We start from the raw sequence: 15,059 nt of genomic DNA, 5'->3' as shown, positions 1-15,059 counted from the left end.
GAATTGTTAGACTGCCAACTATTCCAAACTGGAATCAAGGCAATGGAATTCAAACAGCTGCGCAGCTTTGTCGAAGTGATTCACCGAGGCGGGTTTACCCAGGCGGGGAAAACCCTGCATATCAGCCAGTCCGCCGTCAGCAAGCAGGTCGCACAATTGGAGCAAAGCCTGGGCACGCCGCTGCTCGACCGTATCGGCTCGCAGATCCGCCTGACCGCCGCTGGTCAAGTCGTGCTGCAACGCGCCGAAGCCATGCTGCGCTTGCAGTCCGAATTGCTCAGCGAACTGGACGATATGCACCACCTCACCCGCGGTGAACTGCGCCTGGGCCTGCCATTGCTGGCGGGCGACACGCTGTTCGCCGGGTTGTTTGCCGAGTACCGCCGACGCTACCCGAACGTCACCATCCAGTTGCTGGAGGGCGGCAGCCGCAATATCGAGCAGGCGATTCTGAACGGTGAACTGGAAGTGGGAGGCAGCTTGAAGCCCAATGACCCGGCGTTTGCCTGGCAAGCCTTTTGCGATGAACCACTGGATGCACTGCTGCCGATTGACCACCCTCTGGCAGACAACGCCCAGGTACGCCTTGAAGAATTGGCTGACACGCCGTTCCTGATGTACCAGCGCAGTTTTGTGCTCAATGATCGTCTGATGCAGGCGTGTCAGCAGTTGGGCTTTACCCCGAAGGAAATCGGCCGCAGTGGCCAGGCAGATTTCCTCGCCGCGTTGGTGGCCGCCGGCCAAGGGGTGGTGCTGTTGCCCAGCGTGGTCGCCCGTGGGCTGGTGCGACCTGGCGTGGTGCGCCTGACGTTGAAGGCGCCCGACTACCTGCGCTGGGACATTGCCTTTATCTGGCGTGAGGGCGCCTATCTATCGAAAGCCGCCCAGGCCTGGCTGGCGTTGTTACGCGAATTCCCGGTCAAGCGCGCAGTACAGTGACCAGCTCGGCCAGCCACGGCTCTGCGTCGGTTTCCGGAGTGACACTCTCGCTGGCGTCCAGGCGCAGCATCGGCAGCACTTCACGCACACCCAACTCGCCGAACAGCTCGCGCATTTGCTCGCCGCCGCCGCAGAAGGTATCGCCGTAGCTGGCGTCGCCCAGGCCGATCACCGCGCCGGGCAGGCCACGCCAGGCGGCGGGCAGTTGGTCGCGAAGGGTTGAATACAGGGGTTGCAGGTTGTCGGGCAATTCACCCATACCGGTGGTGGAGGTCACCGCCAGAAAGGCTTGCGGACTGAAGGCTTGTACATCCGCCAAGGTCGCACGGGGGTTGTGCCAGGCCTCGAAGCCGGCCTTGTTGAGGATGTCGGCGGCGTGGCGGGCGACTTCTTCAGCCGTGCCGTACACCGAGCCGGAAAGGATGGCGACTTTCATCAATCTGATCCTGTAGTTGAGCGAAAGCCTGGGATATTAGCAGCTGGCGCAAATATTTCAGCGCCCGCCGTGCAAGATTCAAGGCATGTCTTAAACTGGCAACTCCAACCCAAAGCCATGGACCGCGCAATGATTAACGCCAAGCTGATGCACATGGTGATCAACGCTTCCAACGACGGCATCGTCATCGCTGAAAGAGAAGGCAAGGACAAGCCGCTGATCTACGTAAACCCCGCATTCGAACGGCTGACCGGCTACACCCTCGACGAAATCCTCTATCAGGATTGCCGCTTCCTGCAGTCAGGCGACCGCGACCAGCCGGCCCTGATAGCCATTCGCGAAGCGTTGGAGAACGACGGTGCCTGCCGGGAAATCCTGCGTAATTACCGCAAGGACGGCAGCCACTTCTGGAACGAACTGTCGCTTTCAACGGTTTATAACGCGGCGGACAAACAGACGTATTTCGTCGGTGTACAAAAGGACGTCACGCTCCAGGTCAAGGCCCAGCAGCGTGTCGCGCAGTTGGAAGGCGAACTGGCGCAGGTCAAGGCCGAACTGGCAGCGCTCAAAGCGACAAATGGATTAAACAAAATTTAGAAAGTGCAGGCATAAGAGCGGATAATGGCACTTTAATACCCCTCTATTGAGCAAGCACGATGCGACGCAATGCGCTTCTGACCCAGGATGAGCTGGATTTCATTCAGAATATGCAACACAACCCGCAACTCAACCTGCGGGATGCTTCGTCGAGCCTGACCGTCAACGGCGGTGCACAGATTCGCGACTTGCTCACCCGCCTAGCCGCCCACGACCATCTCACCATCCAGGCGCAGTTCAACAACCAGCAACTGACCTTCCCTCTGCATCTGGTGGAGGATGAGTTCAATGCAATGCATCTGCGTTTGGGCGTGCCGAGTATTTTCGAAGACGGCCCGATGATACGCCCGTGGCGCCTGGCGCTTGAAACGCCGGTGGCCCTCGAGAACATCCGGGGCAATGCCGGCGCCCTGTGGGTGCATGAGGTGTCATTCAAGGGTGTACTGGTGGAAATTCGCGGCCGGATCAAGCCGCCAAAAACCTTTTCCCTGTGGTTCAGCCCATCGGGCTACGAACGCATCGCGCTGCGCGGCGCGTTCGAGCGGGAAACGGCACGGGGCTTGTTTGCTTATCGCTTGAGCCAAAGCGACGTGGATGAAACCGAGCGCCTGCGTCAGTTCATCCTGCACCAGCACCGCCTGGCCCATCCGCACATGCATGCCTGAAATCAGGTATCCAGCCCGCCGCTGAGAAACTGTTGCAAGCGCCGCCGCATCAGGCGACCTTCATTGCCCAGGCAGCCAATGGACGTGCCGGCCAGGTCGTCCTGGGCAAGATCCGAAGCCGCACCCGCAAGAAGCAGCGGGCAATCCAGGGTCAACGCCAAGCGGTTCAAGCGCCCGGCAAGATCATGGTTATGCGAGTAATTGGAGAAGAGGACCAGGGCCTGTGGGTGAGTTTTCTCGCAGACCAGCGTCAACTCGTCAACCGGCTGCCCCATGCCCAGCACTTTCACGGCCAGGTCATCTCTGCTCATCAGGAGCGCCGCCACCAGCAACTCCAACTTACGGCACTCACCCGCCATGGCCGCCAGCAATACCCGCGGCACGGGTGAAGCGCACGCCAATTGCAGGCGCTCCAAGGCACGTACTCGCAGGAAGTTGTCGAAGAACAACCATTCGCTGGCCTGGCCGAAACGCCCCTGATGACGCAACAGCTCATTCCACAGGGGCATCAGAATGTCCTGGAACACCACGTCAAGTGGGTAGGTAGCCAGAACCTGCCCATACAAACGTTCCAGTTGACGGTCGTCGAAGTCGCTGATGACCTGCATCAACCGCGCCTGCCACTGCGGCCATTCACTTTCCTCGACGGCATCGCGCTGTGCACGAACGGCTTCGGCCTGCTGATCGTCACGAGCGAGAATCTTGCCCACTTTGCTCACGGCGACGCCGCGCTCGATCCAAGCGAGAACACGATGGACTGTCTGTATATCGACCTTGGAATAGAGGCGATGCCCACTTTCAGTGCGCGTGGGCTGTATCAGCCCATAACGGCGCTCCCAGGCACGCAAGGTGACCGGGTTGACGCCTGTCAATCTCGAGACTTCACGAATCGGAAACAGCTCATCGGAAGCGGTGGAATCCAGATGCGAAACACTATCAAACGGAGCAGTAATCACGGGCATTTTAGACCAAAAAACCAACGTTAACTGGGCGCTCATTTAACGCCTTTACACCTGTCTTTTTCAAGTTTCCCGCTTTTCGGACCAATGTCGCTGGTGTATTCGGGTAAAACAGGAATAATCCTTGCCTGCTTTTTACACGTCGCTGCAACACCCCCGCAGCGTCGTCTGTGCGCCACCTACCCGGTTCAGCGCCCCCGTACATTTGGAGATACACAATGTCTACCTCTCCCGTCACCTTGCTGGTTGCGCGCCGCGTGGCCAAAGGGCGCTATGAAGAACTGATGGCCTGGCTGCGCGAAGGCGAGCAATTGGCCACCGATTTCCCCGGCTATCTGGGCTCCGGCGTGCTGGCCCCACCGCCCAATGACGATGAATTCCAGATCATTTTCCGCTTCGCCGATGAGAAAACCCTGCACGCCTGGGAGTTTTCCGCCTCACGCAGTGCGTGGTTGAGCCGTGGGAGCGATTTATTCGCCGACCCGTCCGAGCACCGTGTACGGGGCATCGATGGCTGGTTTGGCGCAGCGGGCGCCCGTCCGCCACGCTGGAAGCAGGCGGTGGCGATCTGGCTGGCGTTTTTTCCGGTGTCGCTGCTGTTCAACTTCGTCCTGGGGCCGCTGCTCAGTGAACTCGAACTGGGCCCACGTGTGCTGGTCAGCACAATGGCACTCACGCCCTTGATGGTGTACTGGTTCATTCCGCTGTCGACCCACCTGCTGGCGAACTGGCTGCACCCAGCGCCTGCCCCCCGCAAGGCCTCCGAAGCGGCGGCGTGAGTACAGGGGCGGCCCGTCGCTGGTATGATTTGCGCCTGCCAGCGACGCGAGCCTCCCATGACTGCAACGAACGCCCCGATCCTGATCACCGGCGCCGGCCAGCGCGTCGGCCTGCATTGCGCCGAACGCCTGCTGGACGAGGGCCAACCGGTGATTTTCAGCTACCGCAGCGAACGCCCTGGCGTGCAGGCCCTGCGCGAGCGTGGCGCGGTCGGTGTGTTTGCCGACTTTTCCACTGAAGCCGGGATTCTCGCGTTTATCGCTGAACTGAACACACACACACAAAGCCTGCGTGCAATCATCCACAATGCTTCGGCGTGGGTCGCAGAGGCGCCGGGCGACGAAAGCCGCGCCTTTCGCGATATGTTCAGCGTGCACATGCTTGCGCCCTACCTGATCAACCTGCATTGTTCACCCTTGCTGCAACGCTCGACACCTGCCGACATCGTGCATATCAGCGATGACGTGGTGCGCAAGGGCAGCCGCCAGCACATCGCCTACTGTGCCACCAAGGCGGGGCTCGAGAGCCTCACGCTGTCGTTTGCCGCGCAGTTCGCGCCGCTGATCAAGGTCAACGGCATCGCCCCGGCGATGGTGATGTTCAACGAAGGCGACGACGCGGCCTACCGCGTCAAGGTCTTGGCCAAATCGGCACTGGGCATCGAACCCGGGCCGGAGGTGATTTACCAGAGCGTGCGTTACCTGCTGGACAACCCCTATGTCACCGGGACCACCCTGACCGTCAACGGCGGGCGGCACATCAAGTAAGCCGCTTGTGAGGATGTTGTATGACCTTATCCCTGCCCCACCATTACCGCGAGATCCTCAAGGGCCTGGGCGAAGACCCGGAACGCGAAGGCCTGCTCGACACCCCCAAGCGCGCCGCCAAGGCCATGCAGTACCTGTGTCATGGCTATGAGCAGAACCTCGAGGAAATCGTCAACGGCGCACTGTTCGCCTCCGACAATGACGAGATGGTGATCCTCAAGGACATCGAGCTGTATTCGCTGTGCGAGCATCACCTGCTGCCCTTTATCGGCAAGGCTCACGTGGCCTATATTCCGACCGGCAAGGTGCTGGGCCTGTCGAAGCTGGCGCGCATCGTCGACATGTTCGCCCGGCGCCTGCAGATCCAGGAAAACCTCACCCGGCAAATCGCCGACGCCATCCAGGAAGTGACCCAGGCGGCCGGTGTGGCCGTGGTGATCGAAGCCAAGCACATGTGCATGATGATGCGCGGCGTGGAAAAACAGAATTCAACCATGAACACCTCGGTGATGCTCGGCGCGTTCCGCGAGTCGAACACCACGCGCATGGAGTTCCTGCAACTGATTGGACGGAGCAAGTAGCAATGCCACAACTTCAACCAGGCATGGCGCGCATCCGGGTCAAGGACCTGTGCCTGCGCACCTTCATCGGTATCAATGAGGACGAAATCCTCAACAAGCAGGATGTGCTGATCAACCTGACCATCCTGTATGCCGCCCAGGAAGCCGTGCGCGACAACGACATCGACCATGCGCTGAACTACCGCACCATCACCAAGGCCATCATCGCCCACGTGGAAGGCAACCGCTTTGCCTTGCTGGAGCGCCTGACCCAGGAACTGCTGGACCTGGTGATGAGCAACGAATCGGTGCTGTACGCCGAAGTCGAAGTGGATAAGCCCCATGCGCTGCGCTTTGCCGAGTCGGTGTCGATTACCCTGGCGGCCAGCCGCTAACCCCTGAATTGTCAGTGAGCCCTATGAACGATCAACAACGCCTCGAACTCGAAGCCGCCGCCTTCCGCCGGCTGGTGGCGCATCTGGACAGCCGCAAGGATGTGCAGAACATTGACCTGATGAACCTCGCCGGCTTCTGCCGCAACTGCCTGTCCAAGTGGTACAAGGCCGAGGCCGACGAGCGCCAGATCGAGCTGAGCCTCGATGACGCCCGCGAAGTGGTGTACGGCATGCCGTATGCCGAGTGGAAAGCCCAATACCAGCAAGAAGCCAGCGCCGAGCAGCAGGCGGCGTTCGCCAAAGGAAAACCCCATGACTGATTTGAACACCCTGCGCGCCAGCCTCAACAGCGGCGCACATGTTTTTGCCGACACCCTGGCGTTTGTCGCTGCCGGTTACGAGTACCAGCCGCAAGCCTTCACCAATGGCGATGTGGAAAACGCTGCCGGGCAAAACGAAGGTTCGTGCAAGACCCTGGGCTTGGCGTTGCTGGAAGGCTTGAGCGACCAGGAAGCGCTGCTGGCGTTTGGTGAGCACTACCGCTCGGTGGTGGCGACGCCTGAAGGCAGTGACCATGGCAATATTCGGGCGTTGATTGCCCATGGGTTGGCCGGTGTGACCTTCACCGCCCAGCCACTGACTCGCAAATCCTGAGTCAGTTAAATTGCACGCATAAAAAACCGGCCTCGCAGCCGGTTTTTTTATTTCAACAATTTAGAAGGAAGCGTCCTTCAAACCGTCGAGGTAACGCTCGGCGTCCAGGGCCGCCATGCAACCGGCGCCGGCCGAAGTGATGGCCTGGCGGTAGACATGGTCGGCCACGTCGCCGGCAGCGAAGATGCCTTCGATGTTGGTCGCGGTAGCGTTGCCTTCACGGCCGCCTTGCACCACCAGGTAACCGTCTTTAGCTTCCAGCACGCCTTCGAACAACGAGGTGTTCGGGGTGTGACCGATGGCGATGAACACGCCGTCGACTTTCAGCTCGTCGAAGCTGCCATCGTTGTTTTTCAGGCGAGCACCGGTCACGCCCATGTTGTCGCCCAGGACTTCATCCAGGGTGGCGTTGAGCTTGAGGATGATCTTGCCTTCAGCCACACGGGCGTGGAGCTTGTCGATCAGGATTTTCTCGGCGCGGAACGTCTCGCGGCGGTGAACCAGGGTCACGGTGCTGGCGATGTTGGCCAGGTACAGCGCCTCTTCCACGGCAGTGTTGCCACCACCGACCACGGCGACCGGCTTGTTGCGGTAGAAGAAACCGTCACAGGTGGCGCAAGCGGAAACGCCTTTGCCCATGAATGCTTCTTCCGAAGGCAGGCCCAGGTAACGAGCGCTGGCGCCAGTGGCGATGATCAGTGCGTCACAGGTGTAAACGCCGCTGTCGCCGGTCAGGCTGTAAGGCTTCTTGGAGAAGTCGACCTTGTTGATGTGATCAAACACAATCTCGGTTTCAAAGCGCTCGGCGTGCTCTTTCATACGCTCCATCAGCACCGGACCGGTCAGGCCGTGGACATCGCCCGGCCAGTTGTCGACTTCAGTGGTGGTGGTCAACTGACCGCCCGCCTGCATGCCGGTGATCAGCAGCGGCTTGAGGTTGGCCCGGGCAGCGTAGACGGCAGCGCTGTAACCGGCAGGGCCGGAACCGAGAATAATCACTCGCGAATGACGGGTATCAGACATGACTCACTCCTATCGACCGCCCGGACTACAAGACGGCTGGAATAAAAAAGGGACCACGAAGCACTTGGGGAAGGCTTTAACTCGCAGGCCCTGAAAAATAATGGGTGCAGCGTATCGAGGGGGGCAAGATTAAGGAAATACGGAATAACAATCCAGCTCATAGGTGGTCTCTATGCAGTCAGGCCGATTAATCGACGCCTTTGTTACCGTTGATGTCGTCACACCGACCACGCTTTCGCCTTGAAGGCAAAGCCGGTAAGGTCGGCGCGTTCGTCATCCTGCTCGGAGTTCTCCATGCCCGCCCCTGCCCTTTCCGGCCCGCAATACCTGCGCGAAGGCCTCAGACTGGTGCTGAGCCCCGGCCTGCGCCTGTTTGTGCTGCTGCCGCTGGCAATCAACCTGGTGCTGTTCGTCGGCTTGATCTATTTTGCCGGCCATCAGTTCAGCCTGTGGGTCGACCACTTGATGCCGACCCTGCCCGGCTGGCTGAGCTTTCTGAATTACCTGCTATGGCCGCTGTTTGTGGTGCTGGTGGTGCTGATGGTGTTTTTCACTTTCACCATGCTCGCCAATATCATCGCGGCACCGTTCAACGGCTTTCTCTCCGAGAAAGTGGAAGTGGTGGTACGTGGCACTGATGACTTCCCGGCATTCAGTTGGGGCGAGCTGATTGAAATGGTCCCGCGTACCCTGGCCCGGGAAATGCGCAAGCTGGGCTACTTCCTGCCACGGGCCATCGGCCTGTTTATCCTGTCGTTCATTCCGGTGGTCAACCTGATCGCCGCGCCGCTGTGGTTGCTGTTTGGCGTGTGGATGATGGCGATCCAATACATCGACTACCCGGCGGATAACCACAAGCTGGGCTGGAACGAAATGCTCGCCTGGCTGCGCCAGAAACGCTGGCAGAGCATGAGTTTCGGCGGCATTGTTTACCTGGTGCTGCTGGTGCCGGTGGTCAACCTCCTGATGATGCCGGCCGCAGTGGCTGGGGCGACGTTGTTCTGGGTGCGTGAACAGGGCGCTGAGGCGATGGCGACGTCGAAAGTGGTCAAGTCATAAATCCATCATCTGCATGACACAATGGCGACATGGCCCATAGCGACACTGTGGGTCATGACGACAGCTTCGCTTCACATCACCCTGATCACCGAAACCTTCCCGCCAGAGATCAACGGGGTGGCCAATACCCTTGGCCGCCTGTGCGAAGGTTTACGCGCGCGCGGCCATCAGGTCGAGCTGGTACGCCCGCGCCAGGGCGCCGACGAGAGCCGGCCCAGCGATGATGGTTTACTGCTCTGCCGTGGCTGGCCGCTGCCGGGTTACCCCGGCCTGCAATGGGGCCAGTCGTCGATGCACAAGTTGCTGCGCCGCTGGACCCGCCAGCGCCCGGACGTGCTGTATATCGCCACTGAAGGGCCGCTGGGGCTGTCGGCGCTGCGGGCGGCGCGGCGTTTGGGCATCAGCGTGGTCAGCGGGTTTCATACCAATTTCCAGCAGTACTCCAACCAGTACGGCTTGAGCCTGTTGAGCCGCATGGTCACGCACTACCTGCGTTGGTTTCATAACCGCTCGAGCTTGACCCTGGTGCCCAGCGCCAGCCAGCGCCTGGAACTGGAGCGCAGGCATTTCGAGCGCCTGGGGATGCTGGCGCGCGGAGTGGATAGCCAACTGTTCCACCCGGCCAAGCGCGACAATGCCCTGCGCGAAAGCTGGGGCCTGGAAAACGACGATATTGCCGTACTGCACGTGGGGCGCCTGGCCCAGGAGAAAAACCTCGGGCTGCTCAAACGGTGCTTTGATGGGCTGCAGGCTACTTATCCACAGCGTCGGCTGAAGTTGATCATCGTCGGGGATGGTCCGCAGCGCCCGATGCTTGAGCGCGACCTGCCCGAGGCGGTGTTCTGCGGCACCCAACGCGGTGAAGAACTGGCCAGGCACTACGCATCAGGGGACTTGTTCCTGTTCCCCAGCCTGACCGAAACCTTCGGCAATGTGGTGCTGGAGGCAATGGCCTCTGGCCTGGGCGTGGTGGCGTACGACCAGGCCGCCGCCACCCAGCATATTCGCCATGGCTACAACGGCGTGCTGGCGATGCCGGGAGATGAAAACGCATTTTGCGATGCTGCTACCTGGCTGCTGGAAGAGCGCGAGACCTTGCGCAGGGCCCGACTGAATGCTCGCCAGCATGCCAGTCGCCAGGGCTGGCCGGCGATTATCGAGCAATTCGAGCGCCAGTTACGCGGTGTGTGCGAGGACGGGCAACCGGTGCCCGTCCTGGCGCCGCTTACACCAGGGTCGTCAACGCCTCACGACTGAACGGCAGAATGTCGCCTTCGCGGCCTTCACGCACCTTCACGGCCCAGTCCGGATCTACCAGCAGCGCACGGCCCACAGCAACCAGATCAAACTCGTTGTTATTCAACCGCTCCAGCAGTTTCTCCAGGCTGGCCGGTTGTGCAACCTTGTCGGTGTTGACCATAAACTGCAGGAATTCGCCATCCAGGCCGACACTGCCCACGGTGATCGTCGGTTTGCCCGTGAGTTGGCGGGTCCAGCCGGCGAGGTTGAGGTCGGAGCCTTCGAACTCCGGCTCCCAGAAGCGACGGGTAGAGCAGTGGAAAATATCCACACCTGCCTCAGACAGCGGCTTGAGGAACTCACCCAATGCCTCGGGGGTTTGCACCAGGCGCGCGGTGTAGTCCTGCTGTTTCCACTGGGAGAAACGCAAGATGATCGGGAAGTCCGGGCCGACCGCAGCGCGGGTGGCCTGGATCAGTTCGATGGCAAAGCGCGAACGGTTGGCCAGGTTGCCGCCGTATTCGTCGGTGCGCTGGTTGCTGCCTTCCCAGAAGAACTGGTCAACCAGATAGCCATGGGCGCCATGGATTTCCACACCGTCCATGCCGATGCGCTGGGCATCCTTGGCGGCTTGGGCGAATGCGGCGATCACCTCCTTGATGTCCTGGGAGGTCATGCCGTGGACCACCACGTTGCCATCCTTGAGTTTTTCCATCGGGCCGTATGCCGGCACACTGGCGTCAGGCTCGGTACCGATGCGGCGCACACTGCCCACGTGCCAGAGCTGCGGAACAATCTTGCCACCTTCGGCGTGCACGGCATCGACGACCTTCTTCCAGCCGGCCAGCGCCGCCTCGCCGTAGAAATGCGGGACATTCGGGTAGCCGTTGGAGGCTGGGTGACCGACCACGGTGCCTTCGGTGATGATCAGGCCCACGCCGGCAGCGGCTCGGCGGCGGTAGTACTCGATGACCTTGGAATTCGGCACGCCACCCGGGGAAAACGAACGGGTCATCGGCGCCATGACCACACGGGTCGACAGCTGCAGTGCGCCGAGCTGGAACGGTTTGAACAAGGCTTGGACAGGCATGGGGGCACTCCACGGAAGACGAGGTTTATGATGTGGATAATATGGGGGAGTGCAGCGTGCTGAATAGCACTATTGATTTGGGTGATTAAGGGGTATGAAGGTAGCGGGTAGCTGCAATTTTAAAGCTGCAAGAGGACCCTTTGTGCTTCTACTTGCAGCTTCAAGCTTAGAACTTGAAGCTGCACCGGCAGGTGTTCAACTCAGGGCTTTTTCGATGGCCTGGACGACCGTCGGATCATCCGGTGCGGTGCGCGGCGAGAATCGCGCGAGGACCCGGCCATCCTTGCCCAGCAGGAACTTCTCGAAATTCCAGGTGATATCCCCTGGAAACTCCGCGCCCTCGCCCGCCAGCAAACGGTACAGTTGGTGACGCTCAGGACCGTTCACATCGAGTTTGCTGCCCAGGGGGAAGGTCACGCCGTAGTTCAGGCTGCAGAACTCGCGGATTTCTTCCTCGGTGCCCGGTTCCTGGCCTGCAAACTGGTTGCACGGCAGGCCAAGCACGGTAAATCCCTGGTCCTTGTACTGCTGATAAAGGTTTTCCAACGCCGCGTACTGCGGGGTCAAGCCACATTTGGAGGCGACATTGACCACCAGCACAACGTGCCCCTTGAAGGGCGCCAACGGCAGCTCTTGTCCGTCCAAAGCTTTGAGTTTCAGGTCGTGGAAAGCACTCATGACGAACTCCAGATTTTCCATGTACTTTGCGTTGCAGCGCTTCGAGATTACAACCCGCAAGCCTGCAATCATAGACGCCGATTGCAAAATCCGCCTGCGAATTACTGAGCGGTCGGCCACGGCAGAACAGGAATCGCCGTCACCGCATTCTGCGGGCTGCCTTCGATCAAGCGGTCGCTGTAGACCAGGTACACCAGGGTATTGCGCTTCTTGTCGAGGAAGCGCACCACCTGCATGGTCTTGAACACCAGCGAGGTGCGCTCCTTGAACACTTCGTCGCCGTCCTTGAGTTCGCCCTTGAAGCGGATCGGGCCGACCTGGCGGCAAGCGATAGATGCTTCAGCACGGTCTTCGGCCAGGCCCAGGCCGCCTTTCACGCCGCCGGTCTTGGCGCGCGACAAATAGCAGGTCACGCCGTCGACCTTGGGGTCATCGAACGCTTCGACCACAATCCGGTCGTTGGGGCCGACAAACTTGAACACCGTCGACACCTGGCCAATTTCTTCGGCCGAAGCCAGCAGCGGCATGGCCAGCAGCAGGCCGAGCAATCCCTTCATCACGCGCATCGTGTATTCCCTTTGTTTAGACCAGGATCAGGTTATCGCGGTGAACCAGTTCCGGTTCTGCCATGTAACCCAATAGTCCGACAATCGCGTCAGACGATTGTCCAATGATTTTCTGCGCTTCCAGGGCACTGTAGTTGGCCAGGCCGCGGGCGATCTCACGACCGTCGGGCGCTACGCACACAACCATCTCGCCACGGCGAAAGCTGCCCTGCACCAACTTGACGCCCACCGGCAGCAGGCTCTTGTTGCCTTGAGACAACGCCGACACCGCGCCATCGTCGAGCACCAGGGTGCCACGGGTTTGCAGGTGCCCGGCCAGCCATTGCTTGCGCGCCGCGAGCATGCCGCGCTCGGGCGACAGCAACGTACCGATGCGCTCACCGGCCTTGAGGCGATCCAGCACACGCTCCAGGCGCCCACCGACGATGATGGTGTGAGCCCCGGAACGTGCGGCCAAGCGTGCTGCGCGCAGCTTGGTCTGCATGCCGCCACGGCCCAGGGCACCGCCAACGCTGCCGGCCACGGCGTCGAGCGCCGGGTCATCGGCGCGCGCTTCGTAGATCAGTTGGGCATCGGGGTTGTTGCGTGGGTCGGCGTCGAACATGCCGTCGCGGTCGGTGAGGATCACCAGCAGGTCGGCCTCCACCAGGTTGGCCACCAGAGCGGCCAGGGTGTCGTTGTCGCCGAAACGAATTTCGTCGGTGACCACGGTGTCATTCTCGTTGATCACCGGGATAACCTTGAGCTCCACCAGCGCACGCAAAGTACTGCGGGCGTTTAGGTAGCGCTTACGGTCGGACAGGTCATCGTGAGTCAGCAGGATCTGCGCCGTATGACGGCCGTGCTCTGCAAAGCTGGACTCCCAGGCTTGCACCAGGCCCATCTGACCGATGGCGGCGGCGGCTTGCAGTTCGTGCATCGCGCTGGGTCGCGCGGTCCAACCGAGGCGGCTCATCCCGGCGGCAACCGCCCCGGACGACACCAGCACCAACTCCACACCCGCCTCATGCAAGGCCACCATCTGCTCGACCCAGACGCTCATGGCTGCGCGATCCAGGCCTTTGCCGTCTGCCGTCAGCAGCGCACTTCCGATCTTTACGACCCAGCGCTGCGCACCTGTCACTTTGCTCCGCATCATCTTCAACCTTAGATTGAGGGCCACGCGACCCAGCGCCGCCCATAACGTTATACCCGGATACCAAAACGCCGCTCCAGGGAGCGGCGTTCAAGTTTATCGCAACGGATCAGTCGCGCACGTAAATGATTTCCGGACCGTCTTCATCATCCACGTCTTCTTCGTCCCAATCATCGTCGCCGATGTCATGGACCGACTTCACGCCGCTGCGGCGCAGGGCACGCTGGTCGTCCAGGGCTTGCAACTGGGCACGGGCTTCGTCTTCGATCTGCTGGTCGAGTTCGGCGAGTTCGGCCTTGAATACCGGGTCGGCCGCCAGGCGGTCGGCGCGGTCTTCCAGGTAGCGCATGATGTCGCGGGTCAGGCGCTCGGTGCCTTCTTTGGCGATGGCCGAGATCACGTAGACAGGACCCGTCCACTCCAGGCGATCGACGATTTCCTTGACGCGCTCCTCGTGCTCTTCCTCGAGGATCTGGTCGCACTTGTTCAGCACCAACCAGCGATCACGCTCGGCCAGGGCCGGGCTGAACTTGGTCAGCTCGCTGACGATCACTTCGGCGGCGTCCGGTGCACTGGTGTCATCCAATGGCGCCATGTCGACGAGGTGCAGCAGCAAACGGGTGCGGGACAAATGCTTGAGGAAGCGAATCCCCAAGCCTGCGCCGTCGGAAGCGCCTTCGATCAGGCCGGGAATGTCGGCGATCACGAAGCTTTTCCAGCGGTCGACGCTGACCACGCCCAGGTTTGGCACCAGGGTGGTGAACGGGTAGTCGGCGACTTTCGGCTTGGCGGCCGATACCGAGCGGATGAAGGTACTCTTGCCGGCGTTCGGCAGGCCCAGCAGGCCCACGTCAGCCAATACTTTCATTTCCAGCTTCAGGTCGCGCTGCTCGCCCGGCTTGCCCGGCGTGGTCTGGCGCGGCGCACGGTTGGTACTGGACTTGAATCGGGTGTTACCCAGACCGTGCCAGCCGCCCTGCACAACCATCAGCTTCTGGCCGGCCTTGGTCAGGTCGCCGATCACTTCCTGGGTCGCGGAGTCGATGATCGTGGTGCCGACCGGTACACGCAGTACCAGGTCTTCGCCTTTTTTACCGGTGCAGTCGGTGCTGCCGCCGTTGGAGCCACGCTCGGCATCGAAGTGCCGGGTGTAACGGTAGTCGACCAGGGTGTTGAGGTTTTCGTCGGCCATCATGTAGATGGAACCGCCATCACCGCCGTCACCGCCGTTGGGGCCACCGTTTTCGATGAATTTTTCGCGACGGAAACTCATGCAACCGTTACCGCCGTCGCCTGCTTTTACTCGGATGGAAACTTCATCAACGAACTTCATAACAAAACGCCTCTCGCCGCACGGACGAGCTTAAGAAACCAAGACATAAGACTCTTGCAAAAATGAGCGCAGCGACCTCAATCAACAGCCGCAAATCCAGCTGCTCGAGCCCATTACAAACAGCTTTGCAAGAGACTCACTCCACAAACGAAAAAGCCCCGTCGCAAGACAGGGCTTTTCCAGC

General features: G+C 60.6%; 19 protein-coding genes. 11 read left to right on the top strand and 8 right to left on the bottom strand.

Annotated features, from left to right (window positions below):
- Positions 1-42: 42 nt before the first annotated feature.
- Positions 43-939, top strand: coding sequence for a LysR family transcriptional regulator (locus tag M2397_RS26950; protein ID WP_131700257.1), 897 nt, complete (start codon positions 43-45; stop codon positions 937-939).
- Here the strand turns inward: M2397_RS26950 and M2397_RS26945 are convergent.
- Positions 920-1,375 (bottom strand): flavodoxin, encoded by a 456-nt coding sequence (locus M2397_RS26945; RefSeq protein WP_259244774.1) that lies wholly within the window; start codon positions 1,373-1,375, stop codon positions 920-922. The two genes, M2397_RS26950 and M2397_RS26945, sit on opposite strands and share 20 nt — an antisense overlap.
- 129 nt (positions 1,376-1,504) lie before the next feature.
- Between M2397_RS26945 and M2397_RS26940 the strand changes: the two genes are divergently transcribed.
- Positions 1,505-1,972, top strand: coding sequence for a PAS domain-containing protein (locus M2397_RS26940; RefSeq protein ID WP_131700255.1), 468 nt, complete (start codon positions 1,505-1,507; stop codon positions 1,970-1,972).
- A 59-nt stretch (positions 1,973-2,031) separates the two neighbouring features.
- Positions 2,032-2,637 (top strand): hypothetical protein, encoded by a 606-nt coding sequence (locus M2397_RS26935; protein WP_131700254.1) that lies wholly within the window; start codon positions 2,032-2,034, stop codon positions 2,635-2,637.
- 2 nt (positions 2,638-2,639) lie between these two features.
- Here the strand turns inward: M2397_RS26935 and M2397_RS26930 are convergent, their stop codons facing one another.
- Positions 2,640-3,599, bottom strand: a complete 960-nt coding sequence (locus M2397_RS26930; RefSeq protein ID WP_259244773.1) for a MerR family transcriptional regulator — start codon at positions 3,597-3,599, stop codon at positions 2,640-2,642.
- Between the two features lie 215 nt (positions 3,600-3,814).
- Here M2397_RS26930 and M2397_RS26925 point away from each other — a divergent pair, with 215 nt between their 5' ends.
- Genes M2397_RS26925 through M2397_RS26900 form a run of 6 tightly spaced genes read left to right on the top strand, consistent with a single transcriptional unit; the run spans position 3,815 to position 6,752 of the window.
- Positions 3,815-4,375, top strand: coding sequence for an antibiotic biosynthesis monooxygenase (locus M2397_RS26925; protein ID WP_131700252.1), 561 nt, complete (start codon positions 3,815-3,817; stop codon positions 4,373-4,375).
- A 57-nt stretch (positions 4,376-4,432) separates the two neighbouring features.
- Positions 4,433-5,143, top strand: a complete 711-nt coding sequence (folM, locus tag M2397_RS26920) for a dihydromonapterin reductase (protein ID WP_131700251.1) — start codon at positions 4,433-4,435, stop codon at positions 5,141-5,143.
- Between the two features lie 20 nt (positions 5,144-5,163).
- Complete coding sequence (folE, locus tag M2397_RS26915) at positions 5,164-5,724, top strand: GTP cyclohydrolase I FolE (RefSeq protein ID WP_024077360.1); 561 nt, start codon at positions 5,164-5,166, stop codon at positions 5,722-5,724.
- A 2-nt stretch (positions 5,725-5,726) separates the two neighbouring features.
- Complete coding sequence (gene folX, locus M2397_RS26910; RefSeq protein ID WP_003194073.1) at positions 5,727-6,098, top strand: dihydroneopterin triphosphate 2'-epimerase; 372 nt, start codon at positions 5,727-5,729, stop codon at positions 6,096-6,098.
- Between the two features lie 23 nt (positions 6,099-6,121).
- Positions 6,122-6,418, top strand: coding sequence for a DUF1244 domain-containing protein (locus tag M2397_RS26905; RefSeq protein ID WP_139237772.1), 297 nt, complete (start codon positions 6,122-6,124; stop codon positions 6,416-6,418).
- Complete coding sequence (locus M2397_RS26900; protein WP_259244772.1) at positions 6,411-6,752, top strand: HopJ type III effector protein; 342 nt, start codon at positions 6,411-6,413, stop codon at positions 6,750-6,752. Before M2397_RS26905 ends, M2397_RS26900 begins: the two co-directional genes overlap by 8 nt.
- Before the next feature lie 60 nt (positions 6,753-6,812).
- On the opposite strand, the gene trxB is transcribed toward M2397_RS26900, so the two are convergent.
- Complete coding sequence (trxB, locus tag M2397_RS26895) at positions 6,813-7,775, bottom strand: thioredoxin-disulfide reductase (protein WP_003194076.1); 963 nt, start codon at positions 7,773-7,775, stop codon at positions 6,813-6,815.
- A gap of 294 nt (positions 7,776-8,069) precedes the next feature.
- Here trxB and cysZ point away from each other — a divergent pair, with 294 nt between their 5' ends.
- Together cysZ and M2397_RS26885 are read left to right on the top strand one after the other, a co-directional pair.
- Complete coding sequence (gene cysZ / locus M2397_RS26890) at positions 8,070-8,834, top strand: sulfate transporter CysZ (RefSeq protein ID WP_131700249.1); 765 nt, start codon at positions 8,070-8,072, stop codon at positions 8,832-8,834.
- A gap of 54 nt (positions 8,835-8,888) precedes the next feature.
- Complete coding sequence (locus M2397_RS26885) at positions 8,889-10,091, top strand: glycosyltransferase family 1 protein (RefSeq protein ID WP_184746629.1); 1,203 nt, start codon at positions 8,889-8,891, stop codon at positions 10,089-10,091.
- On the opposite strand, the gene M2397_RS26880 is transcribed toward M2397_RS26885, so the two are convergent.
- The 5 genes from M2397_RS26880 to cgtA all read right to left on the bottom strand — a co-directional run bounded on the left by M2397_RS26880 (position 10,060) and on the right by cgtA (position 14,875).
- Positions 10,060-11,163, bottom strand: coding sequence for an NADH:flavin oxidoreductase (locus tag M2397_RS26880; RefSeq protein ID WP_131700247.1), 1,104 nt, complete (start codon positions 11,161-11,163; stop codon positions 10,060-10,062). The genes M2397_RS26885 and M2397_RS26880 overlap by 32 nt on opposite strands.
- Before the next feature lie 195 nt (positions 11,164-11,358).
- Complete coding sequence (locus tag M2397_RS26875) at positions 11,359-11,841, bottom strand: glutathione peroxidase (RefSeq protein WP_027607649.1); 483 nt, start codon at positions 11,839-11,841, stop codon at positions 11,359-11,361.
- Between the two features lie 101 nt (positions 11,842-11,942).
- Complete coding sequence (locus M2397_RS26870) at positions 11,943-12,407, bottom strand: CreA family protein (RefSeq protein WP_131700246.1); 465 nt, start codon at positions 12,405-12,407, stop codon at positions 11,943-11,945.
- Positions 12,408-12,423: 16 nt separating this feature from the next.
- Positions 12,424-13,542 carry a glutamate 5-kinase gene (proB, locus tag M2397_RS26865; protein ID WP_026013771.1) on the bottom strand — a complete coding sequence of 373 codons (1,119 nt, stop codon included), beginning with the start codon at positions 13,540-13,542 and terminating at the stop codon, positions 12,424-12,426.
- A 109-nt stretch (positions 13,543-13,651) separates the two neighbouring features.
- Entirely contained in the window at positions 13,652-14,875 is a 1,224-nt protein-coding gene (gene cgtA / locus M2397_RS26860; protein WP_015885843.1) for an Obg family GTPase CgtA, read from the bottom strand.
- Positions 14,876-15,059 lie beyond the last annotated feature (184 nt).

It is taken from the genome of Pseudomonas sp. BIGb0381, assembly GCF_024809815.1.
Lineage (GTDB): Bacteria > Pseudomonadota > Gammaproteobacteria > Pseudomonadales > Pseudomonadaceae > Aquipseudomonas.
This window is presented reverse-complemented; position numbering and strand designations above follow the sequence as displayed.